Source organism: Pseudomonas sp. H2_A10 (genome assembly GCF_054680085.1).
The window spans coordinates 1,865,486-1,881,121 of sequence record NZ_CP162821.1 but is presented as its reverse complement, the minus strand read 5'-3'; the positions used below and the strand labels follow the sequence as shown (position 1 = coordinate 1,881,121).

The window sequence follows — 15,636 nt, the reverse complement described above, 5'->3', positions numbered from 1 at the left end:
CCGATAACGGCGGATCAGTAAACATTTAAGTGACTGACACACTGCTATCGGGAGCAAGTCGAATCGTCGCACCGCCCCTCCCATATTTTGACCGCGCTTATCAGTCTTCGAGGGCTCGCACTCGCTGCATGCGTTTCTGTTCCAGCGGTGCATCAGCCACCTGCAGCTCAAAATCAAAATCAATCTGCGCGAGGCGCCCTTGCACCCCAAACTCCCGCGCCAGTTGCTGGTCGTCACTGAAGCGGATCTCGGCGATCAATTCATCGCGTGTCGCATACGCAAAGTCGTCGTGCAGGTAGGGGTCGTCCGACAGGTTGATCTGCGTGGTCAGGTGCCGATAGCCCGGCGCCGAGATGAAGAAGTGGATATGCGCCGGCCGCTGCCCATGGCGCCCCAGTTGGTCGAGCAACTGCTGGGTCGGACCGGTCGGCGGGCAGCCGTAGCCCGACGGCACGATGCTGCGAAAACGGTAGTTGCCCTGGGCATCGGTCTGGATACGGCGGCGCAGGTTGAACTCCGATTGAGTGCCATCGAACCAGGAATAAGTGCCGCCGGTATTGGCCTGCCACACATCGACAATCGCGCCGGCCAACGGTTTGCCATTGGTATCGCGCACCTGGCCGCGCATGAACAGCGGCACTGCGGCGTCGGTCCCATCATCCAAGCGCGCTTCGTACTGGGAGAGTGGCGCGCCGGCTACGTACAGCGGGCCTTCGATGGTGCGCGGAGTGCCGCCGGTCTTGCCGGCCTCTTCATCGGCGGCATCCATCAACATGTCCAGGTAATGCTCCAGGCCAGCCCGGCGACGAGTAGCCCGGCCTCTTGGTTCTTGCCCAGTTCGTTGAGGTAGTTGACTGCCTTCCAGAACTCTTCGGGCGTCACCTCCAGGTCTTCGATGATGTTCACGGTGTCGCGCAATATGCGGTAGATCAGCGCCTTGGTGCGCGGGTTACCGCCGTCATTAAGGTTGCCGCTGGCTTCTTCGAGAAACTGTTGGGCATGGGCAGTCTGGGACAGTCGAATGGACATGGTGCACTCCTCATCTTGTAGTTATCAGGTGTAGGACCGGCTTAACGGTCGTCCTCATGGATCGACGAAGGGTGGCGGCACAGGGCGTTCACTTCGATGGCCATGTAAGGGTAAAGCGGCAGTTGCATCAGCAGGTCATGCAGTTCCTGCACGCTATCGACATCGAACACGCTGTAGTTGGCGTAAAGCCCGGCAATGCGCCACAGGTGGCGCCATTTGCCCTCCTGTTGCAACCGCTGGGCAAGCGCTTTTTCGTCGGCCTTGAGGTGGGCGGCGCGCTCGGGGTTCATGTCGACGGGCAGGTTCACAGTCATTTTTACGTGGAACAGCATGGCGGGCGCCTCTTAGTGTTTATCACGGCGGAAGAACGCCAGGCGCTCTTCGTCGATGGCCAGGCCCAGGCCCGGCGCGGTGGAGACATGCAGATGGAAATCGCGGTACACCAGCGGCTCGGTGAGGATGTCTTCGGTGAGCAAAAGCGGGCCGAACAGCTCGGTATCCCAAGCCAGTTTGTTCAGGGTCAGGAAGGCGTGGGCCGAGGCCAGGGTGCCGATACCGCCCTCCAGCATGGTGCCGCCGTACAGGCCGATACCCGCCGCTTCGGCAATGGCCGCCGTGCGCAATACGGCACGCGGGCCGCCATTCTTGGCGATCTTGAGCGCAAACACCGAGGCCGCACCGTCACGGGCCAGGTTGAAGGCATCTTCGACACACTCGATGGACTCATCGGCCATGATCGGCGCCGGGCTCGACAGGTTCAGCCGCGCCATGCCGCCACGGTTGTTGCGAGAGATCGGCTGCTCGATCAGGTCGATGCCGTTATCGCCCAACACCTTGCACGCCCGCAGCGCCACGGCTTCGTCCCAGGCCTGGTTGACGTCGACGCGCACACTGGCGCGCTCACCCAGGGCCTTCTTGATCGCGATGACGTGGGCCAGGTCGCGGCTGACTTCACCGGCACCGATCTTCAGTTTGAAGATACGGTGGCGGCGCAGGTCGAGCATCTTCTCGGCTTCGGCGATGTCTTGTTCGGTATTGCCGCTGGCCAGGGTCCAGGCCACCGGCAAGGCGTCTCGCACACGGCCGCCGAGCAGTTCGCTCACGGGAAGATTCAGGCGTTTGCCCAATGCGTCGAGCAAGGCGCTTTCCACGCCGGACTTGGCAAAGGTATTGCCGCGGATACTGCGCTCCAGGCGCAACATGGCGGCGTTGATATTGCTGGCGTCCTGGCCGACCAACAGCGGTGCAAAGTGCCGGTCGATGTTGATCTTGATGCTGTCGGGGCTTTCGTTGCCGTAGCTCAGGCCACCAATGGTGGTGGACTCGCCGATGCCTTCGATGCCATCGGCGCAGCGAATGCGGATGATCACCAGCGTCTGGTTTTGCAGGGTGTGCATCGCCAGCTTGTGCGGGCGGATGGTGGGGAGGTCGACGATAATCGTCTCGATCGACTCGATGGCGCAAATCGGCATGGCAATACCCGTTGGGTTCTTTATAGGTCTGCGCTGATTCTGTGCCCGTGCTTTCCAAGCAGCCAATATAGAATTAGTCTCGAACAATACTTTTAAGGTATCAAAGGAGCCGTCATGGAACTGCGTCACCTGCGCTACTTCCAGGTGTTGGGCGAAACCCTCAACTTCACCCGCGCCGCCGAACGCCTGCATATCGCCCAGCCGCCGTTGAGCCGGCAGATCCAGCAATTGGAAGAGGAACTGGGCGTGGTCCTGCTGGAACGTGGCCGGCCCTTGCGGCTGACCGAGGCCGGGCGATTCTTCTATGAGCATGCCAATGTGTTGCTCGAACAGTTGAACAAAATCTGCGACAGCACGCGGCGTATCGGCCAGGGCGAAAAAACCTGGCTGGGCATCGGTTTTGCGCCGTCGACGCTGTATGGCGTGCTGCCCGAGCTGATCCGACGGCTGCGTACCCACGAGGCGCTGGAGTTGGAGTTGGGCCTGTCGGAAATGACCACGTTGCAGCAGGTCGACGCACTCAAGGCCGGGCGCATCGATGTGGGTTTTGGGCGGATCCGCATCGACGACCCGGCCATCGTGCAACGCGTGCTGGTGGAGGACCGGTTGGTGGCCGTGTTGCCCGCCGGTCACCCGTTGCTCGCCGCGCCCGCCACCCTCGCCCAATTGGCCGCCGAGCCGTTCGTGCTGTACCCCGGCAATCCGCGCCCCAGCTATGCCGACCACGTGATCGCACTGTTCGACGCCCATGGCTTGAGCCTCAAGGTGGCGCAGTGGACCAACGAACTGCAAACCGCCATCGACCTGGTCGGCGCGGGCATGGGCGTAACGCTGGTGCCCGCGTCGGTGCAGGTGCTGCATCGGGCGGATATCGGCTACACGCCAGTGGTGGAGGCCACGGCGACGTCGCCGATTATTCTGAGCCGAAGGGTGAATGATCAGTCGCCGGGGGTGAGGCATTGTTTGCAGTTGGTTGAAGAGCTGATCTGAGTTCATTCAAACGCCAAGCCCCCTCCCACATTTTGATCTTCATTGCTTTCAAAGACTGCGCAGGCGCTTGCGCTGCAACGTCTGGCTGGGGGATTCATCGAACAGCTTTCTGTACTCTGCCGAAAACCGCCCCAGGTGGGTAAACCCCCAGCCCAGGGCGATCTCGGAGATGGTGCTCGTGCAGCCCTGTTCAAGAATGTCCTGGCGCACCCCCACCAGTCGGTATTTCTTCACGTAGGCCATGGGCGACAGCGCGAAGTACTTGCGGAACGCATCGAACAACTTGAACCGCGACACGCCGGCAGCCGCTTCCAGGTCTTCCAGATGCACCGGTTCGCGGGCGTTGTCGTGAATGTATTGGCGCGCCCGAATCAAGTAATGCGGCAGTTTCACGCCGAGGACAGCGCGCAGTTCTTCGGAATAGTTGTTCGGCTGGGCCAGGATCAGGCCCTTGATCAGCGAGCTTTCCAGGTCGCGGGTAAACGCGGCCTGTTCGTATAACTCGCTGCTGCGTTCCAGCTCGGCGATGAAGTAGCGCGCCATGCGCCACCACGAGGCCGGCGCGCCGTCCACCGCATCCATCACCGGTTCAAAGCGCAGCGGCGCATCGATGGGCCGTTGCAGCAGACCTTCCAGGGATTCACTCATCGCCGCCCGGGTGATCACCACTTGCAGCTTGCGACAGTCACCGGAAATCGCCAGCACCTGGTGCTCGTTGGGCGCGATGATGACCCCTTGATCGCGGTTGGAACTGACGCGCTCGCCGTTCTTGCAGAGTTCCTGCTCGCCCACCAGCGGCAGGCTCAGGCTGTAGCTGCTGAAGTGCTCGGCGTCTTCGATGTCGATGGTCACGTCGGTGCCGTATTCGATCACGCCCAGGGTGGTCGCGCGGGACTTGAATACGTTGGCGCTGTGATGAAAACGCAGGCGTTCCGGCGTACTTGTCGCCAGGCGGTGCGGCCCGCAGATGCCGGACATCCAGCGGCAAGCGCCTTCAAGGTCGAAGCGTTGAATACTGATATCGCGTGTCTGGCTACTCATCAGGGGGCACCCACGGCGGTTAGGCGTTTGCGCGCTCTGGCGGCGCGTCACGGTTGTTGGACAGCAAGTTCCACGCCACGCGGCGCGGGGGCAACCAGGTGGATAGCAACGGCCGACTATGTGGATAAAACACAGACGTTTCCCACAATCGCCCAGCGGGACGGTAGCGCATTGCGTCACCGCGCCGCACCGTTATGAGTATTTGCTGCCCAACTTTGCGGCCCATCTTCCCCCATTAAGCGGATAGCCCGCGCCCTGCCCGGCTGCCTCTAATACCCCACCCGATCAGCCCCTATCAAATAAAGGTGCCTCCCATGAGTGGTGCAAGAAGCGTCGAGCAGTGGAAGAGCTTTATCGAAAGCTGCCTGGATTTTCGTCCAGCCGATGAGGTGTTCCGCATCGCCCGCGACATGTTCACCGAGCCTGCGCTGTTTGACCTGGAGATGGAATTGATCTTCGAGAAGAACTGGATCTACGCCTGCCACGAAAGCGAACTGGCCAATAACCATGACTTTGTGACAATGCGCGCCGGGCGCCAGCCGATGATCATCACCCGCGACGGCGAGGGCCGCCTGAATGCGTTGATCAACGCCTGCCAGCATCGCGGCACCACCCTCACCCGCGTCGGCAAGGGCAACCAGTCCACCTTCACCTGCCCCTTCCATGCCTGGTGCTACAAGAGCGATGGCCGGCTGGTGAAGGTCAAGGCGCCGGGGGAATACCCGGAAGGCTTCGACAAGGCCACGCGCGGCCTGAAAAAGGCGCGCATCGAGAGCTACAAGGGCTTTGTGTTCATCAGCCTGGACGTGAACGGCACCGACAGCCTGGAAGACTTCCTCGGCGACGCCAAAGTGTTCTTCGACATGATGGTCGCGCAGTCCGCCACTGGCGAGCTGGAAGTGCTGCCGGGTAAATCCGCCTACACCTACGACGGCAACTGGAAGCTGCAGAACGAAAACGGCCTGGACGGTTATCACGTCAGTACCGTGCACTACAACTACGTGGCCACGGTGCAGCATCGCCAACAGGTGAATACCGAGAACGGCACGGCCTCGGGCACCACGTTGGACTACAGCAAACTCGGCGCGGGCGATGCGAATACCGACGACGGCTGGTTCGCCTTCAACAATGGCCACAGTGTGCTGTTCAGCGACATGCCCAACCCCAGCGTGCGCTCCGGCTACGCCACCATCATGCCGCGCCTGGTGGAAGAACACGGCCAGCAAAAAGCCGAATGGATGATGCACCGCCTGCGCAACCTGAACATCTACCCCAGCTTGTTTTTTCTCGACCAGATCAGCTCGCAGCTGCGCATCATCCGCCCGGTGGCGTGGAACAAGACCGAGATCATCAGCCAGTGCCTGGGGGTGAAGAACGAGTCGGACGCCGACCGCGAAAACCGGATTCGCCAGTTCGAAGATTTCTTCAACGTCTCGGGCATGGGCACGCCGGATGACCTGGTGGAATTTCGTGAAGCCCAGCGCGGTTTCCAGGGCCGCCTGGAGCGCTGGAGCGACATCTCGCGCGGCAGCCACCGTTGGGCCACCGGGCCGACGCCCAACAGCGAAGCCATCGGTATTCAACCGGCCATGACCGGCACCGAATTCACCCACGAAGGGCTGTACGTCAACCAGCACCGCAACTGGCAACAGTTCCTGCTCAAGGGCCTGGACAAACAAGCGCTGACACTGCGGGAGGTGGAATGATGAACGCCGAGTTGCAATACCGGATCGAGCAGTTTTTTTATCGTAAATCCGAGCTGTGCGACGCCCAGGACTGGGACGCCTATGTGCAGCTGTTCGACCCGCTGAGCGAGTTCCACCTGCCGCAGTGGGACTCGGAACACGTGTACACCCGTGACCCCAAGCGCGAGATGTCATTGATCTATTACGCCAACCGTTCCGGCCTGGAAGACCGCGTGTTTCGCTTGCGCACCGGCAAGGCCGCGTCGGCCACGCCGATGCCACGCACGGTGCACCTGATCAACAACGTGCGCATCGCCGAGCAAGCCGGCGGCACGCTGGAAGTGAAGCTGAACTGGCACACGTTGTTCTATCGGCTGGCGACCTCGGAGCAGTTTTACGGGCGAGATCACTTACACATTAAAGCCCGATGGCGACAGCTGGTTGATCACGCGCAAGCATGCCTTGCTGCTCAACGACACCATCAATTCGGTGCTGGATTTCTATCACCTCTGACCGCGGCTGTTGCACGTTTGTACGGAGTTCAATCCATGAATCACAAAGTTGCCTTCAGTTTTGCCGACGGCAAGACCCTGTTTTTCCCGGTGGGCGCCAATGAGATCCTGCTGGATGCCGCACTGCGCAACGGCATCAAGATCCCGCTGGACTGCCGCGAGGGCGTATGCGGCACCTGTCAGGGCCGTTGCGAATCCGGCGAATACACCCAGGATTACGTGGACGACGAAGCGCTTTCCAGCCTCGACCTGCAACAGCGCAAAATGCTCAGTTGCCAGACCCGGGTAAAGTCCGACGCCACGTTCTACTTCGACTTTGATTCGAGCCTGTGCAACGCGCCTGGGCCGGCGCAGGTGCGCGGCACGGTGAGCGCAATGCAGTTGGTATCGGCCAGTACCGCGATCCTGCAGGTGCAATTGGACGCACCGCTGGATTTTCTGCCGGGCCAATATGCGCGGCTGGCGGTGCCGGGCACATCCAGTTGGCGCTCGTACTCCTTCGCCAATCGGCCGGGTAATCAAGTGCAATTCCTGATCCGCCTGCTGCCGGACGGGGTCATGAGCAACTATCTGCGTGAACGTTGCCAGGTCGGCGACGAGCTGCTGATGGAGGCGCCTTTGGGTGCGTTCTACCTGCGCCACGTCACTCAGCCGTTGGTGCTGGTGGCCGGCGGCACCGGCTTGTCGGCAATGCTGGGCATGCTCGACGAACTGGTCGCCTCAGGCTGCGAGCAACCTGTGCACCTCTATTACGGCGTACGCGGCGCCGAGGACTTATGCGAGGCCGCGCGCATCGCCGCCTACGCCTCGACACTGGCGGGTTTTCGCTACACCGAGGTGCTCAGCGACGCCTCACCCGAGTGGGCCGGCAAGCGCGGTTACCTCACCGAACATGTTGACCTGGCTCCCTTGCGCGACAGTTCGGCGGATATGTACGTGTGCGGCCCCCCGCCGATGGTTGAATCCATCCAACAATGGTTGGCGGATCAGGCACTTGATAGCGTTCAGCTGTATTACGAAAAGTTTACGCAGAGTAATATCTGACCCCTCAGCACTGAGGGGCTGGTGTGGCGTGCAATCAACCCCAAGAAAAACAAAGTAAAAGGGAACCTTAATGGCGGATGACATGGTTAACCCGGTGGGCCTCAAGCGTGGCCTGAAGAACCGGCATATTCAGTTGATCGCCTTGGGAGGGGCGATTGGTACGGGGTTGTTCCTCGGCTCGGCCGGGGTACTCAAGTCGGCGGGGCCGTCGATGATCCTCGGTTACGCGATTGCCGGTTTCATTGCGTTCCTGATCATGCGCCAGCTCGGAGAGATGATCGTCGAAGAGCCGGTGGCCGGGTCCTTCAGCCATTTCGCGCATAAATATTGGGGCGGCTACGCGGGCTTTCTGGCGGGCTGGAACTACTGGGTGCTGTACGTGCTGGTGGGCATGGCCGAATTGACGGCCGTGGGCAAATACATCCAGTTCTGGTGGCCTGAAATCCCGACCTGGGTCAGCGCACTGGTGTTCTTTGTCGCGGTGAACCTGATCAACACGCTGAATGTGAAGTTCTTCGGCGAGACCGAGTTCTGGTTCGCGATCATCAAGGTCGTGGCGATCGTCGGCATGATCGTGCTCGGCTGCTACCTGCTGTTCAGCGGTACCGGCGGCCCGCAGGCGTCCATCAGCAACCTGTGGAGCCACGGCGGGTTCTTCCCCAATGGCGGCATGGGGCTGTTGATGTCGATGGCGTTCATCATGTTCTCGTTCGGTGGCCTGGAGCTGGTGGGCATCACCGCCGCCGAAGCCAGCGAACCGCGCAAGGTGATCCCCAAGGCGATCAACCAGGTGGTGTACCGGATCCTGATTTTCTACGTCGGTGCCCTGACCGTGCTGCTGTCGCTGTACCCATGGGACCAACTGCTGCAAACCCTTGGCGCCTCGGGCGACGCCTACAGCGGCAGCCCGTTTGTGCAGATCTTCTCGCTGATCGGCAACGACACCGCCGCGCACATCCTCAACTTCGTGGTGCTGACCGCGGCGCTGTCGGTGTACAACAGCGGCGTGTACTGCAATAGCCGCATGCTGTTCGGCCTGGCCGAACAGGGCGATGCGCCCAAGGCACTGATGAAGCTCAACAAGCAGGGCGTACCGCTGCGGGCGCTGGCGATTTCGGCATTGGTGACGATGCTGTGCGTGGTGGTCAACTACGTCGCGCCGCAAAGCGCCCTGGAATTGCTGTTTGCGCTGGTGGTTGCCTCACTGATGATCAACTGGGCGCTGATCAGCATCACCCACATCAAGTTCCGCAAGGCCATGGGCGAGCAAGGCGTGACGCCGTCGTTCAAGACCTTCTGGTTCCCGTTCAGCAACTACCTGTGCCTGGCGTTCATGCTGATGATCATCAGCGTGATGCTGGCGATCCCGGGCATCCGCGAGTCGGTGTATGCGATGCCGATTTGGGTGGGGGTTATCTATATGGCCTACCGGTTGCGCACGAATAAGGCGAAAGCGGTAGCCGCAGCGCAGTAATACCCATGTGGGAGGGGGCTTGCTCCCTCCCACATTTGATTGCGTTTACAGAGTAGAGCGTACTCGCCACAGTTCGGGGAACAACACCGTGTCGAGCATCTTGCGCAGATACCCCACGCCTTCGGTACCACCGGTGCCCGGCTGGAAGCCAATAATCCGCTCCACCGTGGTCACATGCCGAAAACGCCACTGGCGGAACGAATCTTCCAGGTCGATAAACTTCTCGGCCAACTGATACAAATCCCAATACCGGTTCGGATCGCGATACACCTCGCGCCACGCCGCCTCCACCGACTCATCATGCACCGTGGCCGCCGTCGGGTCGCGCTCGGCACGCTTCGGATCAATCGCCAGGCCCGCCTTGATCATCAGGTTGATCGCCTCGTCATACAGCGACGGCGTGGCAATCGCCACTTGCAGCTGTTGCAGCAGCTCCGGGCGATGGGCGTGCGGACGCAGCAGCGCAGGGCTTTTGTTACCGAGGATAAATTCGATCTCGCGGTACTGGAACGACTGGAACCCCGACGACTGCCCCAGGAACGGGCGGATCGCCTTGTACTCGGACGGCGTCATGGTCGCCAGCACCGCCCAGGCATGTACCAATTGATCAAAGATGCGCGAGACCCGCGCCAGCATCTTGAACGCCGGCGGCAACTCGCCCAGGCGCACATGTTCGCGGGCGGCCTTGAGTTCGTGGAGCATCAGTTTCATCCACAGCTCGGAGGTCTGGTGCTGGATGATGAAGAGCATTTCGTTGTGGTCCGGCGACAGCGGGTGCTGGGCACTGAGCACTTTGCCCAGGTCCAGATAGTCGCCATAGCTCATGGACTCGGAAAAATTCAGTTCGGCGTTATGCCATTCTTCCGGGGGTTGGTAATCGGCAGAGAAGGGACATTGGCTCATCGCGTGGGCTCCAGAAGCGGGCGCAGGATTGCGCGGACGGGGCTGGCGTCGAGGTTGGCAAAGCGCAGCGGCAGGGCGATCAACTCGTAGTCGCCCTCCGGCACGTCATCAAGCACGATGCCTTCAAGAATCGCCATGCCATGACGGGCCACGGCGTTGTGGGAATCCATGGTCTTGGACTGCTGCGGGTCCAGGGACGGGGTATCGATGCCGATCAAGCGCACGCCCAGGCTGGCGAGCAGCTCGATGGTTTGCGGCGCGATGGCGGTGAAGTTTGAATCCCACTCGGTCAGCGGCGCTTGTGGATAAGTGCGCAACAGCACACGTTCCGGCAAGTTATCCACACGCCCTTGCAACTGATGCGGCTGCACCAGCGCGCCGCTGTCCAGGCAATGCAACACGCGACAAGGCCCCATGTACACATCCAGCGACACTTCGCCGATCGGCGCACCGTCGGCGCTGTAATGCAGCGGCGCATCCACATGGGCGCCGGTGTGCGGCGACAGGGTAATGCGCCCTACATTCACCGGGCACTCGGGGCCGAACTGCCACACGCGCTCTTCCTGGAACGGCGTATCACCCGGCCACGTCGGGGTCGCCGTACTCAAGGGCGGGCTGATATCCCACCACGTTTTTATTGGGTTCATTTGCAGGCTCTCGGCGGTTACTGAAGTGAATGATACGAGGGCCTGTCGTGAATTTTCTTGCGAATTCTGGCGCAGAGCGGGAAATCTTTCGCAGTTACTGCGAGGAAATGCCTGGTTTACGCTCGAAAGTGCCGCCCAACCACAGGGGAGCTGCCACCAAAGCCCCCACATTGTCCTCGCTGTGCCAGTAGAACCGTATGCGCCTGCGCTTCTGGGTATCCCAGTGTCGAGTTCAGACCACCGGCCCCGCGCCCAAGGCTTTAGGGTGCTTCTTTTAATTCCCTGCCTCGGAGTCATCATGCCCAAGCCCATCACTGTATTGCGCGACACCCATCCCCTGCCGGTCCTGGACGCCTGCAAATGGGAAAAGCTCGAAGGCGACCCGCACACCGTCAACCTCAATGCCTACACCAGCGAAGACGGCAGCAAGATCATGGGCACGTGGATCTGCACCCCGGGCAAGTGGTATGTGGACTACGTGAAGTGGGAATACTGCCACTTCCAGGAAGGCTACTGCATCATCACCCCTGAAGGGATGGCGCCGATCCACCTGCGGGCTGGGGATATCTTTGTGGTGGAGCCGGGGATGAAGGGAACGTGGGAAGTGGTCGAAACGGTGCGTAAGTATTTTGTGTTTGCCTGAAGCTGTTTTGTGGTGAGCGGGCTTGCCACCGCGAGCCCGCTCACCACAACGGGTTATTTGGGCTTGCGATAGCTGTTGATGATCGCCGAGAAGTCCTTGCCCCCCTCCCCGCGCTGGCTCATCGATTGATACAACTGCTGGGCCACCGCGCCGAGAATCACCGGTTGCCTGGCTTGGCGCGCCGCTTCGGTGGCCAGCCCCAGGTCCTTGAGCATCAAGTCCGCGCCGAACCCGCCGGTATAGCCGCGCGATGACGGCGCGGTTTCAATCACGCCCGGCCATGGGTTGTAGGTGTCGGAGCTCCAGCAACGCCCGGTGGAGCTGTTGATGATGCCGGCCAGCACCTGGGTGTCGATACCCAGCGCATCGCCCAGCGCCATGGCTTCGCTGACGCCGACCATGCTGATGCCCAGCAGCAGGTTGTTGCAGATCTTGGCGATCTGCCCGGTGCCCACATCACCGCAATGCACGATGTTACGACCCATCTGCGCCAGCACCGGTTGCAGGGTGGCGAACAGTTCCGGGGTGGCGCCGACCATGAAGGTCAGGGTGCCGGCTTGTGCCCCGCCGGTACCGCCGGAGACCGGCGCGTCGGCCATCACTACACCGTGTTTGGCGGCAGCCGCCGCCACCTCGCGCGCGGTTTGCGGGTCGATGGTGCTGCAATCCACCGCCGGCACGCCCTTGCCGATACCGGCGAGTACGCCATCTTCGTTCAACCAGACGCTGCGCACATGGGCGGCGGCCGGCAGCATGGTAATGACCAGCTCGGCGCCACTGGCCGCATCACGCGGTGAGTCGCTGATGCGGCCGCCCAGTTCGGCGAGTTCCTTGAGCACGGCCTGGTTCAGGTCGAACAGGTTCAGCGCATGGCCGGCCTTGATCAGGTTGCGGGTCATGGGCGCGCCCATGTTGCCCAGGCCGATAAATGCAATTTTCATGGTCGTCTCCAAAATCAGCGCAGGTTGATGGTGGTGTTGACGCCATCGTTGACCGTGTCGTCATCGAACCAGCGGCTGGTGACGGTTTTGGTCTGGGTATAGAACTGCACCACTTGCTTGCCGTAAGGGCCGAGGTCGCCGAGCTTGGAGCCACGCGAGCCGGTAAAGCTGAAGAACGGCACCGGCACCGGGATCGGAATGTTGATGCCGACCTGGCCTACGTCGATCTCGCTCTGGAACTTGCGCGCCGCCGCCCCACTCTGGGTGAACAGACCGGTGCCGTTGCCGAACGGGTTGGCGTTGACCAGCGCAATGGCCTGGTCGAGGGTGTCGACTTCCAGCACCACCAGCACCGGGCCGAAGATTTCCTGGGTGTAGATCTGCATGTCCGTGGTCACGCCCGAGAACAGGGTCGGGCCGACGAAGTTGCCTTGCTCGAAGCCCGGCACTTGAATGTCACGGCCGTCCAGCTCCAGCTTGGCGCCTTCTTTGACGCCGCTTTCGATCAGCTCCAGGATGCGCGCCTTGGCGCGCTTGGAGATCACCGGGCCCACATCGGTGCCGGCTTCGCTGCCCGCGTTGACCTTGAGTTTCTGCGCCAGCGCCTTGAGGTCCGGCAGCCATTGCTTGGCGGCGCCCACCAGCACCACCACCGAGGTGGCCATGCAGCGCTGGCCCGCCGCGCCGAAACCGGCTCCCACCAAGGCGTTGAGCGTGTGTTCGCGATTGGCATCCGGCAGCACCACCGCGTGGTTCTTCGCGCCCATCATCGACTGCACGCGCTTGCCGTGTTTGCCGGCCAGGTCATAGACGTGAGTGCCGACCGCCGTCGAACCGACGAAGGAGACGGCCTTGATGTCTTTGTGGGTACAGAGCGCATCCACCACGTCCTTGCCGCCATGCACCACGTTGAGCACGCCGGCCGGTACACCGGCTTCCAGCGCCAGCTCCACCAGCAGCAGGGTCGACAGCGGGTCCTGCTCGGATGGCTTGAGGACGAAGGTGTTACCGCAGGCGATGGCCATCGGGAACATCCACAGCGGGATCATCGCCGGGAAGTTGAACGGGGTGATGCCGGCGCACACGCCGATGGGCTGGCGCAGGGTATAGGTGTCGACCCCGCCCGCGACGTTCTCGGCGAACTCGCCCATTTGCAGGGTGCCAATGGAACAGGCGTGTTCCACCACTTCCAGGCCACGGAAAATATCGCCCTCGGCGTCGGCAATAGTCTTGCCCTGCTCGGCGCTGAGGACGACGGCGATACGTTTGGAATGTTCACGGATCAAGGCTTGCAGCTTGAGCATGATGCGCATGCGTGCGCCGATCGGCGTGAGCTTCCAGGTCTGGAAGGCGCGATGGGCGGCGTCGATGGCGGCGTTGACTTCCTCGGCCGTGGCAAACGGGACTTTGGCCAGTACCTGCTGGGTGGCCGGGTTGACGATGTCTTGCCAGTGGGTGGTCTTGGACTCGACCCACTCGCCATTGATCAGCAATTTGACCTGTTGTACGGAAATATCGGCAGATGCGTTCATGGGGTCTCCAACTCTTATATTTATCTAGAGACAAGGCGCTTGAATCGCCTTGAAGAATGAGGCGTTCGGACTGTTTTTGGAGTATAGATGTGCAAATCTCTAATAAGAACGCACATAAAAGCCGGTCCAATATGCAAAAAAACATCACATCACTGGGTTCCCTGAACTGGGATGACCTGAAGTTTTTCCTCGAAGTGGCGCGCACCCGCAAGGCCAGCGTCGCCGCCAAGCGCCTGGCGGTGGACTACACCACCGTGTCGCGGCGCATCAGTTCACTGGAAGTGTCGCTCGGCACGCTGCTGTTCGAAAAATCCCGGACCAACGGCTTCGTGCTCACCGCCGAAGGCCAGCGTTTGCTGGGCTACGCCGAGTCCATCGAAAGCACCCTGCACATGGCCTGCGAGCAAGTCTCCGGCTCTGGCGTGGCGCTGTCCGGGCATGTGCGCATGGGGTGCACCGAGGGCTTCGGCAGTTTCTTTGTTACCCCGCAGTTGAGCCACTTCGTCGACACCTACCCGGCGATTTCGGTAGACATCCTGCCCCTGCCCCACTTCATCAGCCTGTCCAAGCGCGAAGCCGACATCGTCATCGCCCTGGAACGCCCGGAACACGGGCCCTATGTGTGCTGCAAACTGTGCGACTACAAATTGCAGTTGTACGCCACCCAGGGCTACCTCGACCAACATCCCCCCATCCAACGCCCGGCGGATTTGGCCGAGCATCCGTTTATCAGCTACGTAGACGACTTGGCGTTCAGCTCGGAGTTGCTGTACCTGGCGAACGTGGTGCCCGGCGCCAGCGCCAGCCTGCGCAGTACCAGCGTAATCGCGCAATACGTGGCGGCGCAGCAGGGCCGGTCGATGGCGATACTGCCGTGCTTTCTGGCGGCGCAGGACCCGCGGTTATTGCCGGTGCTGGGGGAGCAGATTGCGATTACCAGACAGTTTTGGATGTATTGCCGCGAGGATCTGAGGAAGTTGAAGCGCATTACGTTGCTGTGGGACTACATCAGGGAAGTGACGGAGCAGAACCAGGGGTTGTTGATGGGGGAGACGCGGGAGATGAGGTTTGCAGATTGAAGGCCAGCATTCGGCGGTTGAAATGTGGGAGGGGCTTGCCGCCGATAGCAGTGTGTCAGTCACTGGAGGTAGTGACTGATGCATTGCTATCGGGAGCAAGCCCCCTCCCACAGTTGATTGCATTTCAGATAAGAACTGGCGAGTGCGCTCAGTCGGCAATCACCACGATCGACACCCGCCGATTCTCGGTACGCCCTGCTGCGGTGTCGTTGGATGCCACCGGCTCGCTGCTGCCCAACCCGCGCAGTTGGACGTTTTCTTCTTTCATGCCTACGCCCGTCAACACCGTGGCCACGCTTTTGGCGCGGCGCAAGGAGAGTTGTTGGTTGTAGATTTCCTTGCCCGAGGTGTCGGTATGGCCGTCGATGCGCACACGTTCGATGCCGACGCCCAGCAGGGCCTTGCCGATGCGTTGGACGATCTCGGTGCTGGGTGGGTTTAGGGTTTCGACGTCGCTGCCAAACAGCACTTTGCCCGACAAACCGAATGCCCAGCCTTCGTCGGTGAGTTCGAAACCTTGTTGTTTGAGGACCGCCACCTGCGCCGGGGTCAGGCCTTTGGGGGGTGGTGTCTGACAGCCGCCGAGGGCCAGCAGCGCCACCCATAACATGAAGAACATAACGCGTGCAGTCGAAAACAAGGGA

The 15,636-nt window shown here is 61.2% G+C and carries 14 protein-coding genes and 2 pseudogenes; 7 read left to right on the top strand and 9 right to left on the bottom strand.

From position 1 onward, the window contains the following. Positions 1-100: 100 nt before the first annotated feature. From catA to AB4O23_RS08630, 3 genes and pseudogenes are all read right to left on the bottom strand, one after another. A pseudogene (gene catA, locus AB4O23_RS08640) lies at positions 101-1,029 on the bottom strand (catechol 1,2-dioxygenase). 41 nt (positions 1,030-1,070) lie between these two features. Further along, a complete protein-coding gene (catC, locus tag AB4O23_RS08635; protein ID WP_017531069.1) occupies positions 1,071-1,361 on the bottom strand; it encodes a muconolactone Delta-isomerase in 291 nt (96 codons plus the stop codon). A 12-nt stretch (positions 1,362-1,373) separates the two neighbouring features. Continuing rightward, positions 1,374-2,501: a muconate cycloisomerase family protein gene (locus tag AB4O23_RS08630; RefSeq protein ID WP_017531070.1), complete on the bottom strand. Its 1,128-nt coding sequence runs from the start codon at positions 2,499-2,501 to the stop codon at positions 1,374-1,376. 114 nt (positions 2,502-2,615) lie between these two features. Here AB4O23_RS08630 and AB4O23_RS08625 point away from each other — a divergent pair, with 114 nt between their 5' ends. Then, positions 2,616-3,491, top strand: a complete 876-nt coding sequence (locus AB4O23_RS08625; RefSeq protein ID WP_460105836.1) for a LysR family transcriptional regulator — start codon at positions 2,616-2,618, stop codon at positions 3,489-3,491. A 48-nt stretch (positions 3,492-3,539) separates the two neighbouring features. On the opposite strand, the gene AB4O23_RS08620 is transcribed toward AB4O23_RS08625, so the two are convergent. Next, positions 3,540-4,532, bottom strand: a complete 993-nt coding sequence (locus tag AB4O23_RS08620; RefSeq protein WP_017531072.1) for an AraC family transcriptional regulator — start codon at positions 4,530-4,532, stop codon at positions 3,540-3,542. Positions 4,533-4,846: 314 nt separating this feature from the next. Between AB4O23_RS08620 and antA the strand changes: the two genes are divergently transcribed. From antA to AB4O23_RS08600, 4 genes and pseudogenes are all read left to right on the top strand, one after another. Beyond that, positions 4,847-6,238, top strand: coding sequence for an anthranilate 1,2-dioxygenase large subunit (gene antA, locus AB4O23_RS08615; protein ID WP_017531073.1), 1,392 nt, complete (start codon positions 4,847-4,849; stop codon positions 6,236-6,238). Continuing rightward, a pseudogene (antB, locus tag AB4O23_RS08610) lies at positions 6,238-6,730 on the top strand (anthranilate 1,2-dioxygenase small subunit). Before antA ends, antB begins: the two are co-directional and overlap by 1 nt. A gap of 35 nt (positions 6,731-6,765) precedes the next feature. Beyond that, a complete protein-coding gene (gene antC / locus AB4O23_RS08605; RefSeq protein WP_017531075.1) occupies positions 6,766-7,773 on the top strand; it encodes an anthranilate 1,2-dioxygenase electron transfer component AntC in 1,008 nt (335 codons plus the stop codon). A gap of 70 nt (positions 7,774-7,843) precedes the next feature. Then, positions 7,844-9,247 carry an amino acid permease gene (locus AB4O23_RS08600; protein ID WP_065876579.1) on the top strand — a complete coding sequence of 468 codons (1,404 nt, stop codon included), beginning with the start codon at positions 7,844-7,846 and terminating at the stop codon, positions 9,245-9,247. 45 nt (positions 9,248-9,292) lie between these two features. On the opposite strand, the gene kynA is transcribed toward AB4O23_RS08600, so the two are convergent. Next, on the bottom strand, positions 9,293-10,150 hold the full coding sequence (gene kynA, locus AB4O23_RS08595) for a tryptophan 2,3-dioxygenase (RefSeq protein ID WP_017531077.1): 858 nt from the start codon (positions 10,148-10,150) through the stop codon (positions 9,293-9,295). Beyond that, positions 10,147-10,797: an arylformamidase gene (gene kynB / locus AB4O23_RS08590; RefSeq protein WP_065876581.1), complete on the bottom strand. Its 651-nt coding sequence runs from the start codon at positions 10,795-10,797 to the stop codon at positions 10,147-10,149. Before kynB ends, kynA begins: the two co-directional genes overlap by 4 nt. Positions 10,798-11,095: 298 nt before the next feature. Here kynB and AB4O23_RS08585 point away from each other — a divergent pair, with 298 nt between their 5' ends. Beyond that, positions 11,096-11,440, top strand: a complete 345-nt coding sequence (locus tag AB4O23_RS08585; protein ID WP_017531079.1) for a cupin domain-containing protein — start codon at positions 11,096-11,098, stop codon at positions 11,438-11,440. 53 nt (positions 11,441-11,493) lie between these two features. Here AB4O23_RS08585 and mmsB read toward each other — a convergent pair whose 3' ends face one another. Together mmsB and AB4O23_RS08575 are read right to left on the bottom strand one after the other, a co-directional pair. After that, entirely contained in the window at positions 11,494-12,381 is an 888-nt protein-coding gene (mmsB, locus tag AB4O23_RS08580) for a 3-hydroxyisobutyrate dehydrogenase (protein ID WP_460150433.1), read from the bottom strand. Positions 12,382-12,395: 14 nt separating this feature from the next. Beyond that, complete coding sequence (locus AB4O23_RS08575) at positions 12,396-13,913, bottom strand: CoA-acylating methylmalonate-semialdehyde dehydrogenase (protein WP_017531081.1); 1,518 nt, start codon at positions 13,911-13,913, stop codon at positions 12,396-12,398. 131 nt (positions 13,914-14,044) lie between these two features. Here AB4O23_RS08575 and AB4O23_RS08570 point away from each other — a divergent pair, with 131 nt between their 5' ends. Continuing rightward, a complete protein-coding gene (locus tag AB4O23_RS08570; protein ID WP_017531082.1) occupies positions 14,045-14,992 on the top strand; it encodes a LysR family transcriptional regulator in 948 nt (315 codons plus the stop codon). A 148-nt stretch (positions 14,993-15,140) separates the two neighbouring features. Here the strand turns inward: AB4O23_RS08570 and AB4O23_RS08565 are convergent, their stop codons facing one another. Further along, positions 15,141-15,632 (bottom strand): OmpA family protein, encoded by a 492-nt coding sequence (locus tag AB4O23_RS08565; protein ID WP_065876582.1) that lies wholly within the window; start codon positions 15,630-15,632, stop codon positions 15,141-15,143. Between the last annotated feature and the right edge of the window lie 4 nt (positions 15,633-15,636).

Excerpts from the sequence above, each read along its gene's own strand:
- catC (WP_017531069.1), bottom strand. The coding sequence starts at position 1,361 with ATGCTGTTCCACGTAAAAATGACTGTGAACCTGCCCGTCGACATGAAC.
- AB4O23_RS08630 (WP_017531070.1), bottom strand. The coding sequence starts at position 2,501 with ATGCCGATTTGCGCCATCGAGTCGATCGAGACGATTATCGTCGACCTC.
- AB4O23_RS08625 (WP_460105836.1), top strand. The coding sequence starts at position 2,616 with ATGGAACTGCGTCACCTGCGCTACTTCCAGGTGTTGGGCGAAACCCTC.
- AB4O23_RS08620 (WP_017531072.1), bottom strand. The coding sequence starts at position 4,532 with ATGAGTAGCCAGACACGCGATATCAGTATTCAACGCTTCGACCTTGAA.
- antA (WP_017531073.1), top strand. The coding sequence starts at position 4,847 with ATGAGTGGTGCAAGAAGCGTCGAGCAGTGGAAGAGCTTTATCGAAAGC.
- antC (WP_017531075.1), top strand. The coding sequence starts at position 6,766 with ATGAATCACAAAGTTGCCTTCAGTTTTGCCGACGGCAAGACCCTGTTT.
- AB4O23_RS08600 (WP_065876579.1), top strand. The coding sequence starts at position 7,844 with ATGGCGGATGACATGGTTAACCCGGTGGGCCTCAAGCGTGGCCTGAAG.
- kynA (WP_017531077.1), bottom strand. The coding sequence starts at position 10,150 with ATGAGCCAATGTCCCTTCTCTGCCGATTACCAACCCCCGGAAGAATGG.
- kynB (WP_065876581.1), bottom strand. The coding sequence starts at position 10,797 with ATGAACCCAATAAAAACGTGGTGGGATATCAGCCCGCCCTTGAGTACG.
- AB4O23_RS08585 (WP_017531079.1), top strand. The coding sequence starts at position 11,096 with ATGCCCAAGCCCATCACTGTATTGCGCGACACCCATCCCCTGCCGGTC.
- mmsB (WP_460150433.1), bottom strand. The coding sequence starts at position 12,381 with ATGAAAATTGCATTTATCGGCCTGGGCAACATGGGCGCGCCCATGACC.
- AB4O23_RS08575 (WP_017531081.1), bottom strand. The coding sequence starts at position 13,913 with ATGAACGCATCTGCCGATATTTCCGTACAACAGGTCAAATTGCTGATC.
- AB4O23_RS08570 (WP_017531082.1), top strand. The coding sequence starts at position 14,045 with ATGCAAAAAAACATCACATCACTGGGTTCCCTGAACTGGGATGACCTG.